Origin of the sequence: Microbispora sp. H10830, assembly GCF_014161375.1 — a bacterium.
Classification (GTDB): Bacteria; Actinomycetota; Actinomycetes; order Streptosporangiales; family Streptosporangiaceae; genus Microbispora; species Microbispora catharanthi.
This window is the reverse complement of record NZ_JABBWX010000013.1, coordinates 15788-37514: the sequence shown is the minus strand read 5'-3', so window position 1 is coordinate 37514 and position 21727 is coordinate 15788. Positions and strand designations below refer to the sequence as shown.

Here is a 21727-nt window from a genome sequence, read left to right as displayed (position 1 = left end):
TCGCCTGGTGGGTGGCGGTAGGTTCCGCGTATGGCCGATGAGATCGTCGTCCTGGTGAACCCCGCCGCCCGCGGCGGCCGTACGCTGCGCCTGCTCGACCCGGTGCTGCGGCGGCTGCGGGCGGGCGGCCGCCCGGTCTCGGTGGTCGTCGGGACCTCGGCGGCGGACGCCCTGGGCCGGGCCCGCGATGCCGTCGCCGCCGGACCGGCCGCGCTCGTCGCCTTCGGCGGCGACGGCCTGGTCCACCTGGCCGTGCAGGCCGTGGCAGGGACGGCCGTGCCGCTCGGGATCGTGCCCGCGGGGACCGGAAACGACATCGCCGACGCTCTCGGCATCCCGCGCAAGGATCCGCTCGCCGCCGCGGACATCGTGACCTCGGGCGACTGCCGGGTGATCGACGCGGCCAAGCTGGGCACGGGCGGGAACAGGCCGGATGAGTGGTTCGCCGGGGTCCTCGCCTGCGGGTTCGACTCCCGCGTCAACGAGCGGGCCAACGCCATGACCCGGCCGCCGGGAATGGCGAAGTATCTGGTCGCGCTCGCACGAGAACTGCGGTCGTTCACCCCGATCCCGTTCCGGATCACCCTCGACGGGGAGGCCGCCGAGCGCGAGGCGATGCTGGTGGCGGTGGCCAACACCCGGTCGTACGGCGCCGGGATGCGGGTGTGCCCGGACGCCCGGCCCGACGACGGCCTGCTCGACGTGCTCGTGCTCGGGGCGGTGCCCAAGGGCGAGTTCCTGCGCACGTTCCCCCGCGTCTACCGGGGCAGCCACACCGGGCACCCCGCCGTGACCGTGCGACGGGCCCGGCGGGTGGAGATCGAGGCCCTGGACGGGGACGTCGTCGCGTACGCCGACGGCGAGCGGGCCGGTCCCGCCCCGCTGACCTGCGCCGTCGAGCCGGGAGCGCTGCGCGTCCTGGCCCCCTGATCGACGAGGCTGATCTACGGCGTAAAGGCGGCCGCGTAAAAGGATCTCCGATCACGGACGCCCGGAATCCCGTTATCGGTAGGGTTGACGGTATGAGTACGCCAGCGGAACGCTATGCCGCCTTCCGTGAGGGGCAGTCCGGCGCCGGACCCGCTCTCGCCTCGTTCCGCGAACTTTACGACTTCGAGCTCGACGAGTTCCAGATCGACGCCTGTCAGGCGCTGGAGGCCGGGGACGGCGTGCTGGTGGCCGCGCCGACCGGGTCGGGCAAGACGGTGGTGGGGGAGTTCGCCGTCCACCTGGCGCTGGAGCAGGGCCGCAAGTGCTTCTACACGACGCCGATCAAGGCGTTGTCCAACCAGAAGTACAACGACCTGGTCAGGCGGTACGGCGCGCGCAAGGTCGGCCTGCTGACCGGCGACAACAGCGTCAACGGCGAGGCCCCGATCGTGGTCATGACCACCGAGGTCCTGCGCAACATGCTGTACGCGGGCTCGAACACGCTGACCGGCCTCGCATATGTGGTGATGGACGAGGTCCACTACCTGGCCGACCGGTTCCGCGGCGCGGTGTGGGAAGAGGTCATCATCCACCTGCCGGAGTCGGTGCGGGTGGTGGCCCTGTCGGCCACGGTCAGCAACGCCGAGGAGTTCGGCGAGTGGCTGGGCGAGGTGCGCGGCGACACCACGGTCATCGTGGACGAGCACCGGCCGGTCCCGCTGTGGCAGCACATGCTGGTCGGCAACAAGATGTTCGACCTGTTCGTCGACGAGGGCGACGGCACCCTGCGGGTCAACCCGTCCCTCATGCGGATCTCCCGCGATGAGATGCGGCTGGCCCAGGCCAGGGGCAGACGGGGTTACTCGAGGCCCGGCCGGGGCACGACGCCGAGCCGGTCGGACGTGATCGAGAAGCTCGACGCCGAGGGCCTGCTGCCGGCGATCACCTTCATCTTCTCCAGGAACGGCTGCGACGCCGCCGTCATGCAGTGTCTCTACTCCGGGCTGCGCCTCACCACGGAGGCCGAGAGCCACGAGATCCGCCAGATCGTGGACGAGCGCACCGCGCACCTGCCCGACGAGGACCTCGCGGTGCTCGGCTACCTCGAATGGCGCGACTGCCTGGAGCGCGGCCTGGCCGCCCACCACGCGGGCATGCTCCCGGCCTTCAAGGAGGTCGTGGAGGAGCTGTTCACCAAGGGGCTGGTGAAGGCGGTCTTCGCGACCGAGACGCTGGCGCTCGGCATCAACATGCCGGCCAGGTCCGTGGTGATCGAGAAGCTCGACAAGTGGAACGGCGAGACCCACGCCGACCTGACCCCGGGGGAGTACACCCAGCTCACCGGCCGAGCCGGGCGGCGCGGCATCGACATCGAGGGCCACGCGGTGGTGGTCTGGCAGCCGGGGATGGATCCCCTCGCCGTCGCCGGTCTCGCCGGCACCCGCACCTATCCGCTGCGCTCCAGCTTCAAGCCGTCGTACAACATGGCGGTCAACCTCGTCGGGCAGGTCGGCCGGGAGCGGGCGCGGACCCTGCTGGAGGACTCCTTCGCCCAGTTCCAGGCCGACCGGGCCGTGGTCGGGCTGGCCCGCCAGCTCCGCAAGGCGGAGCAGGCCCTCGAGGGCTACGCCGAGGCCATGACCTGCCACCTCGGCGACTTCGAGGAGTACGCCGCGATGCGCAGGCGGCTGTCGGACCGCGAGGCCGAGCTGTCGCGCCAGCGGGGGGCGGCCCGCCGCGCCCAAGCCGTGCAGTCCCTGGAGGTGCTCAAGCCCGGCGACGTCATCCGGGTGCCGGGCGGGCGCCGCGCGGGCATCGCGGTCGTGCTCGACCCCGGCGTCAACGGCCGGGGACACGAGGGCCCCGCGCCGCTCGTGCTGACGATCGGCAAGCAGGTCAAGCGCCTGTCGGCGGCCGACTTCCCGGTGCCGGTCGAGCCGGTCGACAAGATCAGGATTCCGAAGGGCTTCAATCCGCGTTCGCCGAAGGAACGGGCCAACCTCGTCTCGACGGTGCACGCGAAGCTGGGCGACCGCGACCTCGGCAAGCCGCCGCGGGCGCGCGACCACGCCGCGGAGGACGAGGAGATCACCCGCCTGCGGCGGGAGCTGCGCCAGCACCCCTGCCACGGCTGCGACGAGCGTGAGGACCACGCCCGCTGGGCCGAGCGCTACCACAAGCTGCTCAGGGAGACCGAGGGGCTGCGCCGCCGGGTCGAGGGGCGCTCCCACGTCATCGCCCGGACCTTCGACCGGGTCTGCGGCGTGCTGGACCAGCTCGGCTACCTGGACGGCGAGACCGTCACGGAACAGGGCCGCAGGCTCGCCTCGCTCTACACGGAGCTCGACCTGCTCACGGCCGAGTGCCTGCGGGCGGGTGTGTGGAACCGTCTCGACCCCGCCGAGCTCGCCGCGTGCGTGTCGTCGCTGGTGTACGAGTCGCGGCAGGCCGACGACGTCCGCAGCCCGAAGATCCCGGCCGGCGCCACGCGCGACGCGCTCGCGGAGATGGTGCGCCTGTGGGGCGAGCTGGAGGGCATCGAGGAGGACCACGGGCTGTCGTTCGTCCGCGAGCCCGACGTCGGCTTCGCCTGGGCGGCCTTCCGCTGGGCCAAGGGTCACAGCCTCGACGCCGTGCTGACCGACTGCGATCTCGCGGCGGGCGACTTCGTCCGCTGGGTCAAGCAGCTGCTCGACCTGCTCGGCCAGCTCAGGGACGCCGCGCCCAAGGGGAGCAAGGTCGCCGAGAACGCCGTCAAGGCCATCGACGCCATGCGCCGCGGGGTCGTCGCCTACTCCTCCGTCAGCTGACCCGTGCCGGATGCCGCACGGCGGCCCGCCGTCCGATCCCGTATCCAGGCGAACGCGACGTGGACGAGACCGGCGGCGCCCGGCAGTGCGGTGCCGAGCAGCAGGCCCATTGCGACGGAGTAGGCGACGGCGTTCGACGGGATCACCAGTCCGCCCGCCACCGTCAGCAGCGCGACGCCGAGCAGCGTGAGGCACATCGCCAGGTACTGCCGCAGCGGGCGGGTGGTGCGTAGCTCCTGGCAGATGAAGAGCACGGCCGGTGCGGTGCCCGTCCTGAGACCCTCGGCCGCGTACCCGAGGGCGCGCAGCGGGTTGGCGGCGAAGAATCGGGCGACGGCGGGGATGCCCGCCGCCCACACGGCGTTCGGCGGTTCGCAGGTCTTCTTCAACCAGTTCGAGCCGCCCCACAGGACCGCGAGGCCGGCGATCATGAGGGCGTACTCGCCCCACGGGCGGGGGCCGCGGCCGGATTCCGGCGCGGAATCGTCCGTCGTCATGTGGCCTCCGCCGACATTCGTGATCATTGCCAGAATAACGACGGTCATCCCCGAAAGGCGGCGATTCGCCCGGAAAGGTGGCGCGCGGCCGCTCAGGCGGCGGTGAAGCGGACCTCGCGGGTGGCGGGGTCGGCGCGCGTGAGCTGTACGGGGACGCGCTCGCCGAGTGGCAGGCGGTCGCCGTCGCAGCGGGCGATGACGGCGGGCTCGGTGACCTGCACCTGGCCGCCCGGTTTTCCGTCGGTCACGTCGACCACGACCGCCTCGAAGACCTCGCCGATCCTGGGGTGCAGCACGGCCGCCTCGACCAGGTCCACGCAGGCCCGCCCCACCGCGCCGGCCCGCCTGCCGCCCGCGGCCATCTGCTCCGGCAGGCCGGGCAGCGCCGCCGCGACCTCCTCGGGGACCGGGCGGTCCGCGGCCACGGCCAGGCAGACCTCGGTGCCGTACCGGTCGACCAGCCGCCGCAGCGGCGCGGTGACGTGCGCGTACGGCGCCCCCAGGGCGGCGTGCAGCACCTGCGTGGGTGCCGAGCCGTCGAAGGCGACGTAGGCCGCGCCGCGCAGCAGCACCGTCGACTCGTGCAGGAAGGCGGCATGGCCGGGGATCTTCGGGTCGAGCCCGTGCACGACCTCGGCGTACGACGTGCCGTCGGGCCAGGGTACGCCGAGCGCGGCGGCGACCCTGCGGACCTTGCCGACGTCCTCCGGGCCCGCCTCGGGGAGGACCCGCAGCACGCCGACGCCCGCGTCCAGCATCATCCGGGCGGCCGCCATGCCGGTGAGCAGCGAGATCTGGGCGTTCCACGCCTCGCAGGGGTGGTTCGTGCGGAACTCCACCCGGTAGCCGCCGTTCCCGTCGGGGACCACCTGCTGCTCGGGCGTCGGCAGCGACAGCCCGCCCCTGGCCCGCTCCCGCTCCAGCCGCAGCGGCCCCACCTCGGCGAGCAGCGCGATCGTCCCCTCCGCCCGGCCGGTGTCCACGGCGGCCTGGACCGTCTCGTAGTCGAGCCGTTCCCGGCTGCGCACCAGCGCGCGGCGCAGGTCCACCGCCTCGATCTCCCCGTCGGACCCGAGGTCGAGCCGCCACAGGGCCGCGGGGCGGGCCTGCCCGGGCAGCAGGCTGGCCGCGCCCTCCGACAGGACCGGCGGGTGCAGCGGCACACGCCCGTCGGCCATGTAGACGGTCTCGGCGCGGACCCGCGCCTCGGCGTCGATCGCCCCGCCGGGCCGGACGAACGCCGCGACGTCGGCGATCGCGTACCAGACGCGGTAGCCCGTCCCGCGCCGCTCGATGCACAGCGCCTGGTCGAGGTCCATCGAGCCGGGCGGGTCGATCGTCATCAGCGGGAGATCGATCCGATCCTCCCGCGGCGCGGCGGGGGAGGCGGCGGCCCGCTCGGCCTCCTCCTGCACGGGGGCGGGGAAACCGTCCGGCAGGTCGAACTCGCCGCGGATGCGGGCGAACCCGTCACGGAGCCCGTCCGCGTTGTTCGGGAGGCGGATCGTCGTGTACGGCACGCGATCAACCTACCCGAGTGTGGACATTCCGGGCCGTAACGGCCGGGGGTCAGGCCAGTGCGGCGAGCAGGCGGTTGAGCGGGCTGTCCAGGCCGTGCTTCTCCGACAGCGCGACCAGGCGCTCGGGGTCGCGCGGTGCGGCGGGCAGGGCGATGTCGACGTCCGGGACCGGGACGTCGTGGGCCACCCGTACCACGGCAGGGGCGACCTCCAGGTAGTCGCGGGCGGCGGCGAGCTTGTTGCGTGCGCCCGCGGGGAAGCCGTCGGCGCCGCCGTCGTCCAGGGCGGCGAGCAGCGTGGACAGCGAGCCGAAGCGCGTGATGAGAGCCGCCGCCGTCTTCTCGCCGATGCCGGCGACACCGGGCAGGCCGTCGCTCGGGTCGCCGCGCAGCGTCGCGAAGTCGGCGTACGCCCGCCCCGGGATGCCGTACTTCTCCCGGACGAACGCCTCATCGATGATCTGGAGGTTACGGATTCCCCTTACTGTGTAAAGGGCGCGGCAGGGCTTCTCGTCGTCCACGAGCTGGAACAGGTCGCGGTCGCCCGTGACGATGTCCACGGCGTCGGCGGCGGCGGTCGCGTAGGTGCCGATCACGTCGTCGGCCTCGTATCCGGCGACGCCGACGCGGGCGATGCCCAGCGCGTCCAGGACCTCCTCGATGACCGGGACCTGCGGGGCCAGCGTGTCCGGCACCTCCTCCTCGTCGCCGCTCGCCACCCGGTGCGCCTTGTACGACGGGATCGCGGCCACCCGGAACGCCGGCCGCCAGTCGGCGTCCATGCACGCCACGATCTGGGCGGGGGAGTGCTGCCGGACCAGGGTGGCGATCATGTCGAGGAGCCCGCGCACCGCGTTGACCGGCATGCCGTCCGGCGAGGTCACCGACTCCGGGACTCCGTAGAAGGCGCGGAAGTACAGCGACGGGGTGTCGAGAAGCATCAGCACCCTGCCATTGTCACGCCTGTCAGGGGTGCCGCGGACCCTCTCCGGTCACCGCCACGGCCAGCAGGCAGGTGTCGTCCTCGGGGTTGGGGCCGCCGATCGCCTCCAGCAGGCGGTCGAGGCCCGCGTCGAGGTCCGCTCCGGCCGTGCCGAGCCCGGTCGCCACGGCCGCCTCCACGATGAGGGACACCCCCGCGCCGATGTCGCGCGAGCGGCGCTCGACCAGGCCGTCGGTGAACATCAGCAGCAGGTCGCCGGGCTCGAGGCGGACGTCGGCCACCCCGTACGGCAGGCTCGACGTCGCCCCGAGCACGACCCCCCGGGGCGCCCCGAGCTGGCGCGCGCCCCCGCGACGCACCAGGATCGGGGCGGGGTGGCCCGCCTGTGCCCACGTGAAAAGGCGGGTCGCCGGGTCGAAGTGGCCGCACACGGCGGTCGCAGTGGTGTCGTCCAACCGGGTGAGGACCAGGGTGTTCAACCACGTCAGCAGCCTGCCGGGGCAGGCCCCCGTCATGCTCAGGCCGAGCAGCGCGTGACGCAGCTGAGCCATTTCGGCGATCGCGGGCAGGCCGTGTCCGGACACGTCGCCCACCGCGAGGAACATGCGCCCGTCGGGCAGCGGCGCGGCGTCGTACCAGTCGCCGCCGAGGCTCGACGCCCGGCCTGCCGGGACGTACCGGACCGCGATCCGGGCGTAGGGCAGGTCGATCGACGCGCCGGGCTCGGGCAGGATCGCCTCCCGCAGCGCCAGGGTGACGCGGCGCTCCTCGACGGCGCGTTCCCGGCGCTCGGCCCACCGCCGTCCGCCGATGTCCTGAACCACGAGGGTGCCGACGGGGGCGGCGCCGGGCGTCATGTCCGGGTCGCGGTCGTCCGCGGGGGGAAGGGCGGGCCTCGTGCCGCCCACTACGCCGACCATTTGTCTCGCTCTCGATGCCGCTCTTGCAGTGCCTTGCGGACGTTCCGTGCTCGCCCTGACGCGGAGCGTAGCAGTCCTGCATTCCGCAGGGGTTGGTTTTCTTCTATGGCGTGGAATAAGCCAGAGCCCCGCGAAGCTCGCCCGCGTGGCGGCTGTGGTATGCGCACCTGAGTACGTCGTCAGGGCCCGCGCTCGTTAGATTAGGTCGCGTGACGACGATGTCCCCGGAGCACTCCGACCTGTATCCCACGACCCGTCCGGCCGCAGTGAGCGAGGCCGTCGACCGCGCCGGCCTCGACGCGCTGCTGCTGACGCCAGGCCCCGACCTCCGCTTTGTGACCGGCTACGACGCGATGCCGCTGGAACGCCTGACCTGCCTGGTCGTGCCGGCGTCCGGCGCGCCGTTCCTGATGGTGCCGCGCCTGGAGCTGCCGGCCGCCGAGCACTCGCCCGCCTCCCGGCTCGGCATCGAGTTCGTCGCGTGGGACGAGACCGACGACCCGTTCGCCGAGGTGGCCCGCCGTCTGGGCCCGGTCGCCCGGGTCGGGCTCGCCGACCGCATGTGGGCGTTGCAGTCGCTGCGGTTCCGCGCGGCCATGCCCGGGGCCGAGCAGGTGCTGGCCGGGAGCGTCCTGCGCGAGCTGCGCATGCGCAAGTCGCCCGCGGAGAAGGCGGCGCTCGCGGAGGCGGGGGCGGCCATCGACGCCGTGCACAACCTGGTGCCCCAGTTGCTGAAGGCCGGTCGCACCGAGCGGGAGGTCGGCAAGGACATCGCGGAGGCGATCATCGACGCGGGCCACGCCAGGGTCGACTTCGTGATCGTGGGCTCGGGCCCGAACGGCGCCAGCCCGCACGCCGAGCTGACCGACCGGGTGATCCGGCCCGGCGAGCCCGTCGTGGTCGACATCGGCGGCGTCATGCCGAGCGGCTACTGCTCCGACTCCACGCGGACCTACTGCGTGGGCGAGCCCCCGGCCGACTTCGCGGCGTACTACGAGGTGCTCAAGCGCGCCCAGGAGGCCGCCTGCGCCCACGTCAGGCCCGGCGTGAGCTGCGAGTCGGTGGACGCCGCCGCCCGCGAGGTGATCGCGGAGGCGGGGTACGGCGAGTACTTCGTCCACCGCACCGGGCACGGCATCGGCCTGGAGACGCACGAGGAGCCGTACATCGTCGCGGGCAACACCGAGGAGATGCGGCCGGGGTTCGCCTTCTCCATCGAGCCGGGCATCTACCTGCCCGGACGGCACGGCGCCCGGATCGAGGACATCGTCGTCTGCGGCGAGACCGCCGGAGAGCGGATGAACAACACCACCAGGGACCTGGTCGTGGTCGACTGATCCCTGCGGCTGTGCTCTCCGCCGCTCTGGCAGAGTGATGATCACGACTGCCGGATCGGAGGACGTATGACGCACGAGGGCATCGACGAGGGCATGGACGATCCCCGCGCCCAGGCCGAGGGCGAGGTCAGCATGGCGCGGCTGGCCCTGGCCGACGGGGAGACCGGGCACGCCGCCGCGCACGTCGCGGCGGCGCTGGCCCACGATCCCGCCCTGCCCGAGGCCCACGAGATGCTGGCGCGACTGCTGGCCGGGCCGGGCGGCGGGCCGGACCTGTTCCCCCTGGAGGAGCCGGTCTTCCTCGGCACCGCGCTGGCCCGCGCCCACGCACTGGCCGCGCGAGGCGAGCACGTGCCCGCGCTGCGCCTGCTGATCTCGGTGCAGCGGCACGAGCCGGGAGGACGCTGGGCGCACGTGCCGTGGGTGCTCGACCCCGAGCTGCCCGGGCGGATCCCGCCCGGCGAACTGGGCTCGCTCGTCTCGCTGCTGGCCTCCGGGCTGCCCGGCACGGTGCCGGAGGACGGCCGCGAGGCGCTGCTGCCGTACGTCACCCTGGTGCGGGGCGCGCTGCGCGCCCATCCGGACGACGCGTCGCTGCTCTGGCTGGCCTCGCTCCTCCTGCGCCGGGTGGGGGAGGCCGAGGAGGCGGTGGAGCTGGCCGCCCGCTCCTACGCGCTGGCGCCGTCCTTCCAGGCCGCCCTGGCCGAGGGATACGCGTGCCGCGACCTGCATCGGTGGCCCGAGGCCGAGCGGGCGATGGTGCGGGCGCTCGAGCACGACCCCGCCAACCTCGCGTTGTACACCGACATCGGCGAGATGCTGTACAGCAGCGGTCGCCCGGAGGAGGGCCTGGAGTGGGTGGAGCGCGCGCTGCGGCGCGAGCCCCGGCACCCGAACGCCTATCCGACTGCCTGCGGGATGCGTTTCGAGCGGGACGGGGACGTCCGCCACCTGGTGGAGCTGGCCGACCACCTGCGCGACGACCCCGGAAACGAGCACGGTGACGCGGTCCTCGGCGAGCACTGCGCGCTGCGCCTCTGGCTGGGACGCGTCCCCGGCCCGACGGAGTCGGTGATCGACGTGCTCTACCAGATGGTGGAGCAGGAGGAGCCCCCGGCGAGCGGGGAGCTCACGGTCTCCGCCCCCGAGCCGCCCAGCGCGCTGCTCGCCTTCTCCCTGGTCGTGCCCGGCTTCGCGGTGACCGTCGCCGACGCGCCGGCCCCCGACGCGCGGCTGACCGTGCCGGAGGTGTACGCCCACGGCCTGGTGCGGAGCGTGACACGCCGGGTGTGGCGTTACGAGGGCATGACGGCCGTGCCCGCCGTGCCGCCGCCGTCCCGCGAGGCGCTGGAGGCCGTCGCCGCCGTCGCGACGCTGCGCTGGCCGCACCTGCCGGCCGCCTACGACCACGCCGTACGCCTGTCGGGCCTGTCCCTCGGCGACCTGCTCGGCGTGCTCGCCCACCCACCGCTGTCGCCGTACGGCGAGCCGGCGGCCGTGCCGCTGTGGATCAGGCAGGTCCAGGCGTGGGCCTGTCTCGGCATCGCCCACCACCAGGCCGGTCAGGCGTGGGCGGAGTCCGAGCGCAGGAGCGTGTTGGCCGACCTGGCCTACGGGCCGGAGGACTGGGTGACCGAGGCCGCCCTGCTGGGAATGATCGCCACGGCCTGGGTGGACCCGGACGCCCGCCACGACGTGGCCGAACTGGTGGCCTGGCGCTACCTGGCCGCCGTGGAGGCGTCGAGGACGCGGCCCGTGACGATCCTCGGCTCGCTCGCAGCCCTCGTGTCGGCGACCCCCGGCATGCACCCCGACGTACGGGCGCTGGCCGCGGACGCGTGATCGCGTAATTGTCGCCGGGGTCTGGTAGGACGGACCCGCCGACTCCCCCCGACGAGAAAGTCCGCCCATGATCCCGTACGACACCTACTTCGGCTACAAGCACCGGTACGAGGACAGTTACGCCGGGCTGCCGGTGATCGAAGTTGTCCCCGAGGAGGACGAGGAGATCCCCGACCCGGCTTCGGTGGCGGTGCGGATCAGCGCGGAGATGGACGACTATGACGTCGACGAGGCGTTCGACGCCTTACTGAAGCGTGTGGACACGGCCAAGGTTCCGGCACTCGTGATCGGCGAGTGGGAGGACTGCTACGGAACCTCGTCGGAGCACCTTGTCGGCCTGCTCGTCGACAACGCCGCCCGGTTCCCCGGGCTGCGCTCGCTCTTCCTTGGCGCGCTCAGTTCCGACCAGGCGGAGATCTCCTGGATCACGCAGTCGGACGTGACACCGCTGCTTGAGGCGTTCCCCCGGCTGGAGCGGCTGGAGGTGCGCGGCGGCACGGGACTCGAGCTCAGGCCCGTCAGGCACGAGTCGCTGCGCATGCTGCGGTTCGAGACCGGCGGGCTGCCCGCCGAGGTGGTGCGTGCGATCGGGGCCTGCGAGCTTCCCGCGTTGGAGCACCTGGAGCTGTGGCTGGGGGTCGAGGACTACGGCGGGAACGCCACCGTCGCCGATCTGGCGCCGATCCTGTCCGGGGAGCGGCTGCCGGCGCTGCGCCACCTCGGCCTGCAGGACAGCGAGATCCAGGACGAGATCGCGGCGGCCGTGGCCGCCGCGCCGGTCGTCGCCCGGCTGGAGTCTCTCGCCCTCTCGATGGGCATGCTCACCGACGCCGGGGCGGAGGCCCTGCTCGGCGGGCAGCCGCTGACCCACCTGCACACGCTCGACCTGCACCACCATTTCCTCACCGACGCGATGGTCGCCCGGGTGACCGAGGCGCTGCCGGGCGTCGAGGTCGACCTGTCGAAACAGGAGGAGGCCGAGGAGGACGAGGGTGAGGTCTGGCGTTACGTGGCGGTGAGCGAGTGACACCGAGCCTCTCTGTCGTCGGCGTGCCGGGCGACCGGCGGGTGACGAAGTTCCGCGACGCCGTCGTCGCCCGGGGGCTGCCCGAGCCGCGGGTGGTCTCCTGGCGTGACGTGCTGACCGGACGCGAGATCGGCCTGCCGCCGGGGACGCTGGTGCGGATCGACTCGCCGAGCGAGGACGCGGAGACAGACGCGCTGCTGCGCGGACCGGGGGACCCCACCCGGGTCGGCGGGGGCGCGGCCTGGTACGCCGCCTTCACCGCGGGGCTGCGGAGGATCGCCGCGCTCCCCGGCGTCCGCCTGCTGGGGGACGTCGAGGAGATCGCGGTGATGTTCGACAAACGCCGCTGCCACGCCCGGTTGTCCGCGGCCGGGGTGCCGGTGCCGCCCGCCTTCGAGGCCGGCTCGTACGGCGAGCTGCGCGAGCGGATGGCCGAGCGGGGCTGGGCCCGTGTGTTCGTCAAGCCCGCCCACGGCTCGTCGGCCTCCGGGGTGGTCGCCTTCCAGGCCCACGCGGGCCGGGTCAAGGCGGTCACCTCGGCGGCGTGGATCGGCGGCACGTTGTGCAACTCGCTGCGGGTCCGCGCCTATGAGGACGAGGCCGACGTGAAGGCGCTGGTCGAGACGCTCGCGCCCGACGGGCTGCACGTGGAGCGGTGGTTCCCGAAGGCGTCGGCGGGCGGCAGGACGTTCGACCTGCGCGTCGTGACCGTGGCCGGGAGCCCGACCCACGCGGTGATGCGCACGAGCAGGACGCCGATCACCAACCTGCACCTCGGCGGCCAGCGGGGCGACCTCGGCGTGGTCAGCGCGCGACCCGGCCTGTGGCAGCGGGTGCTCGACGTAACCGCCCGGACCGCCGCCTGCTTCCCGGGGAGCCTGACCGCCGGTGTCGACCTCATGGTCGGCGCCGACCGGCGGTCGGTGGCCGTGGCGGAGGTCAACGCGTTCGGCGACCTGCTGCCCGGCCTGGGCGACCTCGCGGGCACAGGCAGGGACACCTACGCCGAGCAGGCCGAGGCGATCCTGGATCGGCGATGGACATGAACGAGATCGTGGGGACCCACGACATCCTCCTGGTCACGCTCGACACGCTCCGCTACGACGTCGCCGCCGAGCTGGCCGACGCCGGGCGGCTGCCCGGCCTGCTGCCCGGCGGCCGCAGGTGGGAGCGGCGGCACAGCCCCGGCAGCTTCACCTACGCGGCGCACGCCGCGATCTTCGCGGGGTTCCTGCCCACGCCGGTCACGCCGGGGCCGCACCCGCGCCTGTTCGCCGCCACCTTCCCCGGCAGCGAGACGACCGGAGCGGGCACCTGGGTGTTCGACGCGCCCGACCTGCCCGCCGGGCTCGCCCGTGCCGGCTACCACACGGTCTGCGTCGGCGGGGTCGGGTTCTTCAACAAGCTGACTCCGCTGGGCTCGGCCCTGCCGGGGCTGTTCGCGGAGAGCCACTGGGAGCCGGAGTTCGGGGTGACCAGCCCCCACTCGCTGGAACGGCAGATCGACCGCGCCGAGGAGGTGCTGGCCCGGCGGGACCGGCCGGTCTTCCTGTTCGTCAACGTGTCGGCGTTGCACCAGCCCAACCACTTCTACCTGCCCGGCGCCACCGGGGACGGCCCGGACACCCACGCCGCCGCGCTCGAATACGTCGACCGGCACATCGCGAGGCTGTACGCGCTGATGCGCCGGCCCTGCCTCGTCATCGTCTGCTCCGACCACGGGACGGCGTACGGCGAGGACGGGCACGTCGGGCACCGCGTGGGCCACGAGGTCGTCTGGACGGTGCCCTACGCCGAGTTCATCCTGGAGCACGATGACCCCCTATGAGGGACCTTATGAGGGATACGTCTACGCCTACCCGCACAAGACCGCCTACCGGCCGCTCGATCCGCGCCCGGCCCTGAGCGAGGTCTGGGCGGGGGAACGGGCGGGCGCGCTGTACGTCCACATCCCGTTCTGCGAGATGCGGTGCGGGTTCTGCAACCTGTTCACCCGCACCGGGGCTCCGGAGGGCCTCACCGGGGCCTACCTGGACGCCCTGGAACGGCAGGCGCGAGCCGTACGGGCCGCCCTGGACGAGCCGCGCTTCACGACGGCGGCCTTCGGCGGCGGCACGCCCACCTACCTTGACGCCCGGGAGCTGACCCGCCTGTTCGACCTCACCGAGCAGGCGATGGGCGTCGACCTGCGGGAGATCCCGCTGTCGGTGGAGACCTCCCCGGCCACCGCCACGCCCGACCGTCTCGCCGTGCTGGCCGAGCGGGGCGCGAGCCGGATCTCGATCGGCGTGCAGAGCTTCGCGGACGCCGAGGCCCGCGCGGCCGTACGTCCGCAGAAGCGCGCGGAGGTGGACGCCGCGCTCGACGCGATCCGCGCGTCGGGCATCGCGGCCCTCAACATCGACCTGATCTACGGCATCGACGGGCAGACGCCCGACTCCTGGCGCTACTCGCTGGACGCCGCGCTGACGTGGAAGCCGGAGGAGCTGTACCTCTACCCGCTGTACGTCCGGCCTCTCACGGGGCTGGGCAGGCAGTCGGGCAGGCAGGGCCGCGCCTGGGACGACCAGCGGATGGAGCTGTACCGCCTGGGCCGCGACCACCTGCTCGACGCGGGGTACGAACAGGTGTCCATGCGGATGTTCCGGCTGCCCGATACGACGGCGTCCACGGACTACTGCTGCCAGACCGACGGCATGGTCGGCCTCGGCTGCGGGGCCCGGTCGTACACGAGCGCCCTGCACCACTCCTTCGAGTACGCGGTCGGGGCCCGCCACGTGCGGGCGATCATCGACGACTACGTGCGGCGCGACGACTTCGGCGTGGCCAACGTGGGGTTCGCCCTGGACGAGGAGGAGCGCAGGAGGCGGCACCTCATCCAGTCGCTGCTGCGGACCGAGGGGCTGTCGCGGGACCTCTACCGGTCCAGGTTCGGCACCGACGTGCTCGACGACTTCCCCCTGCTGGACCGCTTCCCTGGCTGGCTGACGGCGGACGCGTCCGCCGTGCGCCCGACCCCCGAGGGGCTCGCCCACTCCGACGCCATCGGCCCCGCGCTGTTCTCGCCGCGCGTGAGGGCGCTCATGGAGGAATACGACGCGTGCTGACCATCCTCTATCGGGGGCCGCTGGCGAGCTGCGACTACGACTGCGGCTACTGCCCGTTCGCCAAGCGCAGGGACACCCCGGAACAACTGCGCGCCGACCGGGCCGCCCTGGAGCGGTTCACGGCGTGGGTGGCGGCCCAGGACGCCGAGATCTCGGTGTTGTTCACTCCGTGGGGCGAGGGACTGGTGCGGTCCTGGTATCGCGAGGCGCTGGTGCGGCTGTCCTGGCTCGGCAACGTGCGCCGGGTGGCCATCCAGACGAACCTGAGCTGCCGCACCGGCTGGCTCGCGGAGGCGTCGGACCGGGCGGCGCTGTGGGTGACCTACCACCCCACCCAGGTGCCCTACGAGCGGTTCCTGCCCAAGGTCCGCTCGCTGCCCGTACGGCACAGCGTCGGCATCGTCGGCGACCCCGCGCATCTGGCGGACGCCCGCAGGCTCCGGGCGGACCTGCCGCCCGAGACCTACCTGTGGGTCAACGCGCAGGAGGGCCGGGTCTACAGCGACGCCGAGGCCGCGGACTGGACGGCCGTCGACCCGCTGTTCGGCTACAGCCGGCACGCGCACCGCAGCCTGGGCCTGCCGTGCCGCACCGGGGACAGCGTGATCTCGGTGGACGGCGAGGGGACGGTCAGGCGCTGCCACTTCGTGCCGGAGGTCCTGGGCAACCTCTACGACGGCTCGTACCGCCCCGCCCTGCGGCCCCGCGCCTGCCCGCTGCCCGTCTGCGACTGTCACATCGGGTACGTCCACCTGGAGCCCCTCGGCCTCTACGACGTCTTCGCGGGGGGCGTACTGGAACGCGTCCCCGCCGCCTGGGGTCAGGTCTCCCGTTCGGGGTGGTAGTCCTCCTCGCGCACGCCGAAGGTCCACGCCACCCCCTCGCGGGCCCTGGTCACCCACGGCGGGACCCGCAGGAAGTAGGTGCGCCGGGTGCCGTCGGGCTCGGGCGTCGAGTTGACCACCTCGACCATCACCACCGGCTCGTCGCCCGGCAGGTCGATCCGCCACAGGACGCCGGTTTCGTCGGAGTGCCGCGGCCGGGCGCCCGACTCGGCGAGGTAGCGGTCGAGGCCGAAGTGTTCCAGCATGACGCGGCGCAGCTCCGCGTTCTCCTCGGCGCGGATGCGCTCGGGGGTGAGCGCGGCCATGGTCGCGCCGAACCCCGCGGGGACGGGCATCCCGTGCCAGGCGTGCAGCGCGAAGCCGTCGGCGTACGACAGGGCCGGGGCCGCGGCCGCGGCGCCGAAAGGCCCGGAGCCGAAAGTAGAGTGCAGCCGTCCCACGTCGTCCAGGTGCAGCTCCACCGGCCGGTCGGTGACGATCGCGACCCGCTCGTACGGCCACCACCAGCCCGCGTGCCGCGCGGCCCGCTTCAGCCCCTCCAGACCCTCGAAGGCCGACAGCCAGGGCGCGTCGTGCTGGCCGAGCACCGCGTCGAGCGTCGCCTGGCGCAGCACGTCGCCGCCGAGGTCGCCGATCGCCCTGCGGATCTCGGTGACCAGCCGGTCGACGCGCGGCCACAGCCGGCCGCCCGTCTCCTCCCACAACCGGGCCCAGCCGGCGGGCCCGGCGGCGGCGCTCGCCTCCGCCCTGGCGCTCTCCCAGGGCACGGTGCGGACCTCGTAGCGCACCGAGACCCCGGGGTCGATGCCGTCGAGGGCCCGCAGCCGCCCGAAGCCGATCTCCTCCATCGCCGCCCGGACCTCGTCGGTGCCGAGCAGCCACACCGCCGCGATCGCCCCGGCGGCGGGGGAGGCCAGCCGTACGATCACCTCCGGCTCGCGCAAGCCTGCCTCGCGGTAGGCCAGCCGCACTCCCGCCGACGCCTCGTCGTGGTCGCCTTCGCCGGTGGCGAAGGCCACGCGCTCCCAGGTCAGCGTCTCCATCGTCTCCGTCGTCTCCATCAGTCGGCCCATCAGTCGGCAACCGTCCGGAACGAGCCGGGCACGTACTCCCGCTGGCGGATCACCCGGAACCAGCCCTTCGGCAGCGAGATCGGGTCGTGCTCCTCGTGGACGAGGCGCCCGCCCGCGGGCAGGTGCAGGAAACCGGGGTACAGCGTTCCCGGGCCCGGGATCGCGTGGCAGTGCCCGGTCGCCTCGCCCTCCGCCAGCACCAGCCTCCCGCGCGGGTCGCGCGGCACCGGGCGCAGTCCGCGCGGCACCGACTCCTCCGTCACGGGCACGATCAACACGTCTCCCTGTCGATACATCAGTCGACCTCCGGTCTCGGCGATGATCGCAAGCTAGCCAGGCCCACTGACAATTCGGTGGCTTCGGGACGAGACAGTCTCGGGCGGCGCTACCGTTGCTGGGGTGGAGGAGATCGATCGCCGAATCGTCACCCTGCTGGCGACTGACGGCCGGATGAGCTTCACCGATTTGGCCAAGGAGACCGGGCTGTCGGTCTCCGCCGTGCACCAGCGGGTACGCAGGCTGGAAAAGCGCGGCGTCATCCGCGGATACGCCGCTCTCGTGGACTACGACGAGATCGGTCTCCCGATGACCGCGTTCGTCTCGATCAAGCCGATCGACCCCTCCGCGCCGGACGACGCGCCGGAGCGACTGAGCCATCTGACCGCCATCGAGGCGTGCTACAGCGTCGCGGGCGATGAAAGTTACATCCTCAAGGTCCGCGTCGCCTCTCCTCTGGGACTGGAGGAGCTCCTCCAGCAGATCCGCGCCTCCGCCAACGTCAGCACGCGCACGACCGTCGTCCTCAGCACGCCGTACGACTACCGCTCCCCGGTGATCGAGAAGGAGCCGGAAGCGGACGCCGCCGAGGGCTGAGTGCCGTCCTCCTCCCGGAGGAAGTGCGCACGCACCCGGGCGTACGCCTCGGGGGGCGCGCCGAGGCGATCGAGGCCGAGCAGCGCGGCACCCACGATCGGCGGTACGTCGGCGACGGCGAGCCGGGCGAGCGGCGCGCGTTCGGCGTAGCGCCGCTCGACCAGCGACGTCAGCAGGGGGTGGCGGGCGGTCAGCACACCGCCGCCGAGCACGACCTCACAGGGCGCGGCGAGCAGGCCGAGCCGCCGCATGGCGACGACGCCCAGCAGCGCGACCTCCTCGGCCTGCCGCTCCACCAGCGACCCGGCGATCGCGTCCCCGTCCGCGGCGGCGGCCAGCAGGGGCGGCACGAGGGCGTGCAGCCGGTCGGCCGGCAGGTCGCCGAAGTGCAGCCCGACGACGACCTCCTCGACCGTGGCGGCGCCGAAGCAGGCGCGCACGACGTCGGTCAGCGCGGTCGCCGGGCCGCGGCCGTCCTCGGCGCGGACGGCGTGCCAGAGCGCCTCCTCGCCCAGGTGGTGCCCGCCGCCCCAGTCGCCGCTGAGGCGGCCGAGCGCGGGGAAGCGGGCGACCTGCCCGGCGGGGCCGACGCCCACCGCGTTGATCCCGGCGCCGCAGACGACGGCGACACCCCATCCCGTGCCCGACCCGGCCCGCAGCAGGGCGAAGGTGTCGTTGCCGACGACCACGCTCGCGCCGTAGCCGCGGACCAGCAGTTCGGCCCGCAGCCGCTCCTCCTCGACCGGCAGGTCCGCGCCCGCGACGTACGCCGCGACGTGGTCGGCGTACGGCGGCGCGGCGGTCTCGTCGGCGAGGGCACGCCGCACGGTCCGGCCGATCACGTCGACGGCGGCTTCGGCTCCGGCGCTCTGCGGCAGGAACGCGGGCCCGCGCGCGGCGGCGAGCACCGTGCCGTCCTCGCGGACGAGGGCGACGTCGGTCTTGCTGTTGCCGCCGTCCACGGCGAGCACCGTACGGATCACCGGGCCACCGCCCACGGCAGGAAGGCGCGGTTGGCCTCCACGAGGCGCGTGGCGAGGTCGTCGGCGAGGCAGGCCTGGCCGACCAGCGGATGGGCCAGCAGGGCGTCCCTGACGCGGTCCTCCCCGCCGTGCAGGGCCGCGTCCAGGGCGAGCGACTCGTACGCCGACACGTGGGCGATCAGGCCCCGATAGAGCGGCTCCACGGGATCGACGGGCAGCGGGACTGCCCCGGCGGCCCCGACGGCGGCCGGGACCTCGATCACCGCGTCGTCGTCGAGGAACGGCAGCGTGCCGTTGTTGCGGGTGTTGACGACCTGCACGTCCCCGCGGTCGCCCATGAGCGAGGCGACCAGGGCGACGGCGGCCTCCGAGTAGAAGGCGCCGCCCCGCCTGTTCAGCAGGCCGGGCTTGGTGTCCACGGCCGGGTCGGCGTACATCTCCAGCAGCGCCGACTCCATCGCCGCCACCTCGGCGGCCCGCGACGGCGAGGTCCGCTGCTCGGCCACCACGCGGTCGTGGTCGTAGAAGTACCGCAGGTAGTACGACGGCACGGCGCGCAGGTGGCGGACCAGCCGCACCGGCAGGCCGACGGCCTCGGCGATGCCCTCGCCGTGCTCGTCCAGCAGGCGGGGCAGCACGTCCACGCCGTCGAGCAGGACGGACCGCTCCCAGGTGAGGTGGTTGAGCCCGACGTGGCCGAGCGCGATCCGCTCGGGGGCCACGCCGAGGAGGGCGGCGAAGCGGCGCTGGAACCCGATGGCCACGTTGCACAGCCCGATGGCCCGGTGCCCGGCGTCGAGCAGCGCCCGGGTGACGATGCCGACGGGGTTGGTGAAGTCGACGATCCACGCGCCGGGCGCGTGCGCGCGCACCTTCTCCGCGATGTCCAGCACCACAGGCACGGTCCGCAGGGCCTTGGCGAGGCCCCCGGCGCCCGTGGTCTCCTGCCCGACGCAGCCGCACTCCAGCGGCAGGGTCTCGTCGACGTTCCTGGCGGCCTGGCCGCCGACGCGCAACTGCAGCAGCACCGCCGCGGCTCCGGCGACGCCGTCCTCCACGCGGGTGGCGGTGGTCAGCGCGGCCGGGTGCCCGGCGCGGGCGAGCATCCGCCGGGCCATCCCGGCGACCGTCGCGAGCCGTCGCTCGTCGGGGTCGACGAGTGCGATCTCCGACAGCGGCAGTTCGCCGCGCAGGCGGGCGAAACCGTCGATCAGCTCCGGCGTGTACGTGGAACCGCCCCCGACAACGGCCAGCTTCATTTGACTCCCGTCAGCTTGACGCCCTCGATGAAGACCTTCTGGGCGAAGAAGAACACGATGATCACCGGGGCCATGGCCAGCAGCGTGGCGGCCATCGTGAGGTTCCACTGCACGCGGTGCACCGACCGGAACGCCGCCAGTCCCAGCGACAGCGTCCAGCTGTCCAGGTCGGTCCCCGCGTACAGCAGGGGCCCGTAGTAGTCGTTCCAGCAGTAGAAGAACTGGAAGAGCGCGACGGCGGCGACGGCCGGGCGGGCCATCGGCAGGATCACCCGCACGAGCGTGCGGAACTCGCCGCATCCGTCGACCTTGGCCGCGTCGGAGTACTCGCGCGGGATCGTGACGAGGAACTGGCGCAGCAGGAAGATCGAGAACGCGTCGCCGAGCAGCATCGGCAGGATCAGCGGCCACAGCGTGCCGGTCAGGTGGAAGCGGGCCCAGATCAGATAGATCGGCACCGCCACGACCTGCGGCGGCAGCATCATCGTGGTGATCACCAGTAGGAACGCCAGCCGGCGGCCGCGGAAGCGGAACCGCGCCAGCGCGTACGCCACGGGGATCGACGACACCAGCATGAACGCGGTGGCGAGCACCGAGTAGAGAAGCGTGTTGCGGATCCAGGTCAGCAGCGGCGCCTTCTCGAAGATCTCGGCGAAGTTGCCCCAGTTCCAGGCGTGCGGCCACAGGTCGGAGGTGAGCGCCTGCCGGTCGCTCATCAGGGCCGTGAGCGCGATGAACACCAGCGGGCCGAGGAACATCAGCGCGAGCGCGATGGCCAGCGCGTGCCGGGCGACCCACAGCAGCACCCTGCCTCTCATGTGCACCGAGCGCCTCGTCATACGTCCTCCTCGCCGAGGCCGCGGAACTGCCGGAGCAGGATGAGCGTGAACACCATCGCGACCGCGAACAGCATCAGCGCGAGCACGCAGGCGTAGCCCATCGCGTAGTCGCGGAAGCCCTGCTGGAACAGCCACTGCGGGAACGTCAGCGTGGACTGGTCGGGGTAGCCGGGGGTGAAGACCGACCCGGCCGAGTCGGTCGCCCCGGACGCGACCCGCGCGGCGACCTCGGCCTGGGTGAAGTACTGCAGGGTCTGGATCACCCCGGTGACGAGGGCGAACATCAACACCGGCCGGATCACCGGCAGCGTGATCGAGGTGAACTGCCGCCAGCCGTTCGCGCCGTCGATCGCGGCGGCCTCGTAGAGCTGTTTCGGCACGTCGAGCAGGGCGGCCATGAAGATGACCATCAGGTCGCCGACCGACCACAGGCCCAGCAGAGTGAGGCCCCACTTCGACCACGCCGGGTCGCCGAACCAGTCCGGCGCTGGCAGCCCGACCGCCGACAGGATCGCCTGCACCGGCCCCGTGCCGGGGTTGAGCAGGAACACGAACCCCAGCGTCCCGGCCACCAGCGGCACCAGGGCCGGCAGGTAGAAGATCGTGCGGTAGACCCCGGCGCCGGCCTTCAGCCGGGTCACCAGCTGGGCGACGCCGAGGCCGAACAGCACCCGCAGCGGGACCATCACCACGACAAGCCACAGCGTGTTGCGGATCGCCGTCCAGGCCGCCTGGTCCTTGAGGAAGTACTCCCAGTTGAGCAGCCCTACGGGCTCCAGGGTGAACAGGTCGTACCGCTGGAAGGAGAAGTAGACGGTGGACACCAGCGGGTAGACGAAGAAGATCGCGAACCCGGCGAGCCAGGGGGACAGGTAGAGCAGCGCACGGAGATTTCCCCGGCTGAGAGCCGTTCCTGCCATCGG

20 protein-coding genes are annotated in these 21727 nt (G+C 73.1%); 10 read left to right on the top strand and 10 right to left on the bottom strand.

Features of this window, described 5'->3' with window-relative positions; translation table 11 throughout:
* Positions 1–30: 30 nt before the first annotated feature.
* Both HHX35_RS29405 and HHX35_RS29400 read left to right on the top strand, forming a co-directional pair.
* Entirely contained in the window at positions 31–930 is a 900-nt protein-coding gene (locus HHX35_RS29405; RefSeq protein WP_182901934.1) for a diacylglycerol kinase family protein, read from the top strand.
* A gap of 92 nt (positions 931–1022) precedes the next feature.
* Positions 1023–3740: an RNA helicase gene (locus HHX35_RS29400; RefSeq protein WP_182901933.1), complete on the top strand. Its 2718-nt coding sequence runs from the start codon at positions 1023–1025 to the stop codon at positions 3738–3740.
* On the opposite strand, the gene HHX35_RS29395 is transcribed toward HHX35_RS29400, so the two are convergent.
* From HHX35_RS29395 to HHX35_RS43880, 4 genes are all read right to left on the bottom strand, one after another.
* Entirely contained in the window at positions 3722–4237 is a 516-nt protein-coding gene (locus HHX35_RS29395; RefSeq protein ID WP_182901932.1) for a hypothetical protein, read from the bottom strand. The genes HHX35_RS29400 and HHX35_RS29395 overlap by 19 nt on opposite strands.
* A gap of 92 nt (positions 4238–4329) precedes the next feature.
* The gene (locus HHX35_RS29390) at positions 4330–5757 is read right to left on the bottom strand and encodes an RNB domain-containing ribonuclease (protein ID WP_310739375.1); all 1428 of its coding nucleotides are present in this window, start codon (positions 5755–5757) and stop codon (positions 4330–4332) included.
* A gap of 49 nt (positions 5758–5806) precedes the next feature.
* A complete protein-coding gene (locus tag HHX35_RS29385; protein WP_182902137.1) occupies positions 5807–6697 on the bottom strand; it encodes a 5'-3' exonuclease in 891 nt (296 codons plus the stop codon).
* Between the two features lie 25 nt (positions 6698–6722).
* Positions 6723–7607, bottom strand: a complete 885-nt coding sequence (locus HHX35_RS43880; protein WP_240808756.1) for a PP2C family protein-serine/threonine phosphatase — start codon at positions 7605–7607, stop codon at positions 6723–6725.
* Positions 7608–7837: 230 nt separating this feature from the next.
* On the opposite strand from HHX35_RS43880, the gene HHX35_RS29375 reads away from it, so the two are divergent.
* The 7 genes from HHX35_RS29375 to HHX35_RS29345 all read left to right on the top strand — a co-directional run bounded on the left by HHX35_RS29375 (position 7838) and on the right by HHX35_RS29345 (position 15777).
* A complete protein-coding gene (locus tag HHX35_RS29375; RefSeq protein ID WP_182902136.1) occupies positions 7838–8956 on the top strand; it encodes a Xaa-Pro peptidase family protein in 1119 nt (372 codons plus the stop codon).
* 66 nt (positions 8957–9022) lie between these two features.
* The gene (locus tag HHX35_RS29370) at positions 9023–10798 is read left to right on the top strand and encodes a tetratricopeptide repeat protein (protein WP_182901931.1); all 1776 of its coding nucleotides are present in this window, start codon (positions 9023–9025) and stop codon (positions 10796–10798) included.
* Between the two features lie 67 nt (positions 10799–10865).
* Entirely contained in the window at positions 10866–11825 is a 960-nt protein-coding gene (locus HHX35_RS29365) for an STM4015 family protein (RefSeq protein WP_182901930.1), read from the top strand.
* On the top strand, positions 11822–12871 hold the full coding sequence (locus HHX35_RS29360; protein ID WP_182901929.1) for an STM4014 family protein: 1050 nt from the start codon (positions 11822–11824) through the stop codon (positions 12869–12871). The genes HHX35_RS29365 and HHX35_RS29360 overlap by 4 nt, the downstream gene beginning before the upstream one ends.
* Positions 12868–13653 (top strand): STM4013/SEN3800 family hydrolase, encoded by a 786-nt coding sequence (locus tag HHX35_RS29355; RefSeq protein ID WP_182902135.1) that lies wholly within the window; start codon positions 12868–12870, stop codon positions 13651–13653. The genes HHX35_RS29360 and HHX35_RS29355 overlap by 4 nt, the downstream gene beginning before the upstream one ends.
* The gene (locus HHX35_RS29350; RefSeq protein ID WP_182901928.1) at positions 13640–14932 is read left to right on the top strand and encodes an STM4012 family radical SAM protein; all 1293 of its coding nucleotides are present in this window, start codon (positions 13640–13642) and stop codon (positions 14930–14932) included. Before HHX35_RS29355 ends, HHX35_RS29350 begins: the two co-directional genes overlap by 14 nt.
* Positions 14926–15777 carry an STM4011 family radical SAM protein gene (locus HHX35_RS29345; RefSeq protein ID WP_182901927.1) on the top strand — a complete coding sequence of 284 codons (852 nt, stop codon included), beginning with the start codon at positions 14926–14928 and terminating at the stop codon, positions 15775–15777. Before HHX35_RS29350 ends, HHX35_RS29345 begins: the two co-directional genes overlap by 7 nt.
* Here the strand turns inward: HHX35_RS29345 and HHX35_RS29340 are convergent.
* Together HHX35_RS29340 and HHX35_RS29335 are read right to left on the bottom strand one after the other, a co-directional pair.
* Positions 15753–16838: a DUF6745 domain-containing protein gene (locus HHX35_RS29340; RefSeq protein WP_220506036.1), complete on the bottom strand. Its 1086-nt coding sequence runs from the start codon at positions 16836–16838 to the stop codon at positions 15753–15755. The genes HHX35_RS29345 and HHX35_RS29340 overlap by 25 nt on opposite strands.
* Before the next feature lie 11 nt (positions 16839–16849).
* Positions 16850–17128 carry a hypothetical protein gene (locus HHX35_RS29335; RefSeq protein WP_240808753.1) on the bottom strand — a complete coding sequence of 93 codons (279 nt, stop codon included), beginning with the start codon at positions 17126–17128 and terminating at the stop codon, positions 16850–16852.
* Between the two features lie 121 nt (positions 17129–17249).
* Here HHX35_RS29335 and HHX35_RS29330 point away from each other — a divergent pair, with 121 nt between their 5' ends.
* Positions 17250–17723, top strand: coding sequence for an Lrp/AsnC family transcriptional regulator (locus tag HHX35_RS29330; protein WP_139572953.1), 474 nt, complete (start codon positions 17250–17252; stop codon positions 17721–17723).
* Here the strand turns inward: HHX35_RS29330 and HHX35_RS29325 are convergent.
* From HHX35_RS29325 to HHX35_RS29310, 4 genes are read right to left on the bottom strand one after another with little or no spacing between them, the layout of a single operon-like run.
* On the bottom strand, positions 17669–18706 hold the full coding sequence (locus HHX35_RS29325; protein WP_310739374.1) for a BadF/BadG/BcrA/BcrD ATPase family protein: 1038 nt from the start codon (positions 18704–18706) through the stop codon (positions 17669–17671). The genes HHX35_RS29330 and HHX35_RS29325 overlap by 55 nt on opposite strands.
* A complete protein-coding gene (locus HHX35_RS29320; protein WP_182901926.1) occupies positions 18703–19965 on the bottom strand; it encodes a 6-phospho-beta-glucosidase in 1263 nt (420 codons plus the stop codon). The genes HHX35_RS29325 and HHX35_RS29320 overlap by 4 nt, the downstream gene beginning before the upstream one ends.
* Complete coding sequence (locus HHX35_RS29315; protein WP_182901925.1) at positions 19962–20804, bottom strand: carbohydrate ABC transporter permease; 843 nt, start codon at positions 20802–20804, stop codon at positions 19962–19964. Before HHX35_RS29315 ends, HHX35_RS29320 begins: the two co-directional genes overlap by 4 nt.
* Positions 20801–21724 (bottom strand): carbohydrate ABC transporter permease, encoded by a 924-nt coding sequence (locus HHX35_RS29310; RefSeq protein WP_182901924.1) that lies wholly within the window; start codon positions 21722–21724, stop codon positions 20801–20803. Before HHX35_RS29310 ends, HHX35_RS29315 begins: the two co-directional genes overlap by 4 nt.
* Between the last annotated feature and the right edge of the window lie 3 nt (positions 21725–21727).

Excerpts from the sequence above, each read along its gene's own strand:
- HHX35_RS29385 (WP_182902137.1), bottom strand. The coding sequence starts at position 6,697 with ATGCTTCTCGACACCCCGTCGCTGTACTTCCGCGCCTTCTACGGAGTC.
- HHX35_RS29370 (WP_182901931.1), top strand. The coding sequence starts at position 9,023 with ATGACGCACGAGGGCATCGACGAGGGCATGGACGATCCCCGCGCCCAG.
- HHX35_RS29315 (WP_182901925.1), bottom strand. The coding sequence starts at position 20,804 with ATGACGAGGCGCTCGGTGCACATGAGAGGCAGGGTGCTGCTGTGGGTC.
- HHX35_RS29350 (WP_182901928.1), top strand. The coding sequence starts at position 13,640 with ATGACCCCCTATGAGGGACCTTATGAGGGATACGTCTACGCCTACCCG.
- HHX35_RS29310 (WP_182901924.1), bottom strand. The coding sequence starts at position 21,724 with ATGGCAGGAACGGCTCTCAGCCGGGGAAATCTCCGTGCGCTGCTCTAC.
- HHX35_RS29355 (WP_182902135.1), top strand. The coding sequence starts at position 12,868 with ATGAACGAGATCGTGGGGACCCACGACATCCTCCTGGTCACGCTCGAC.
- HHX35_RS29405 (WP_182901934.1), top strand. The coding sequence starts at position 31 with ATGGCCGATGAGATCGTCGTCCTGGTGAACCCCGCCGCCCGCGGCGGC.
- HHX35_RS29340 (WP_220506036.1), bottom strand. The coding sequence starts at position 16,838 with ATGGAGACGACGGAGACGATGGAGACGCTGACCTGGGAGCGCGTGGCC.
- HHX35_RS29365 (WP_182901930.1), top strand. The coding sequence starts at position 10,866 with ATGATCCCGTACGACACCTACTTCGGCTACAAGCACCGGTACGAGGAC.
- HHX35_RS29320 (WP_182901926.1), bottom strand. The coding sequence starts at position 19,965 with ATGAAGCTGGCCGTTGTCGGGGGCGGTTCCACGTACACGCCGGAGCTG.
- HHX35_RS29400 (WP_182901933.1), top strand. The coding sequence starts at position 1,023 with ATGAGTACGCCAGCGGAACGCTATGCCGCCTTCCGTGAGGGGCAGTCC.
- HHX35_RS29395 (WP_182901932.1), bottom strand. The coding sequence starts at position 4,237 with ATGACGACGGACGATTCCGCGCCGGAATCCGGCCGCGGCCCCCGCCCG.
- HHX35_RS29375 (WP_182902136.1), top strand. The coding sequence starts at position 7,838 with ATGTCCCCGGAGCACTCCGACCTGTATCCCACGACCCGTCCGGCCGCA.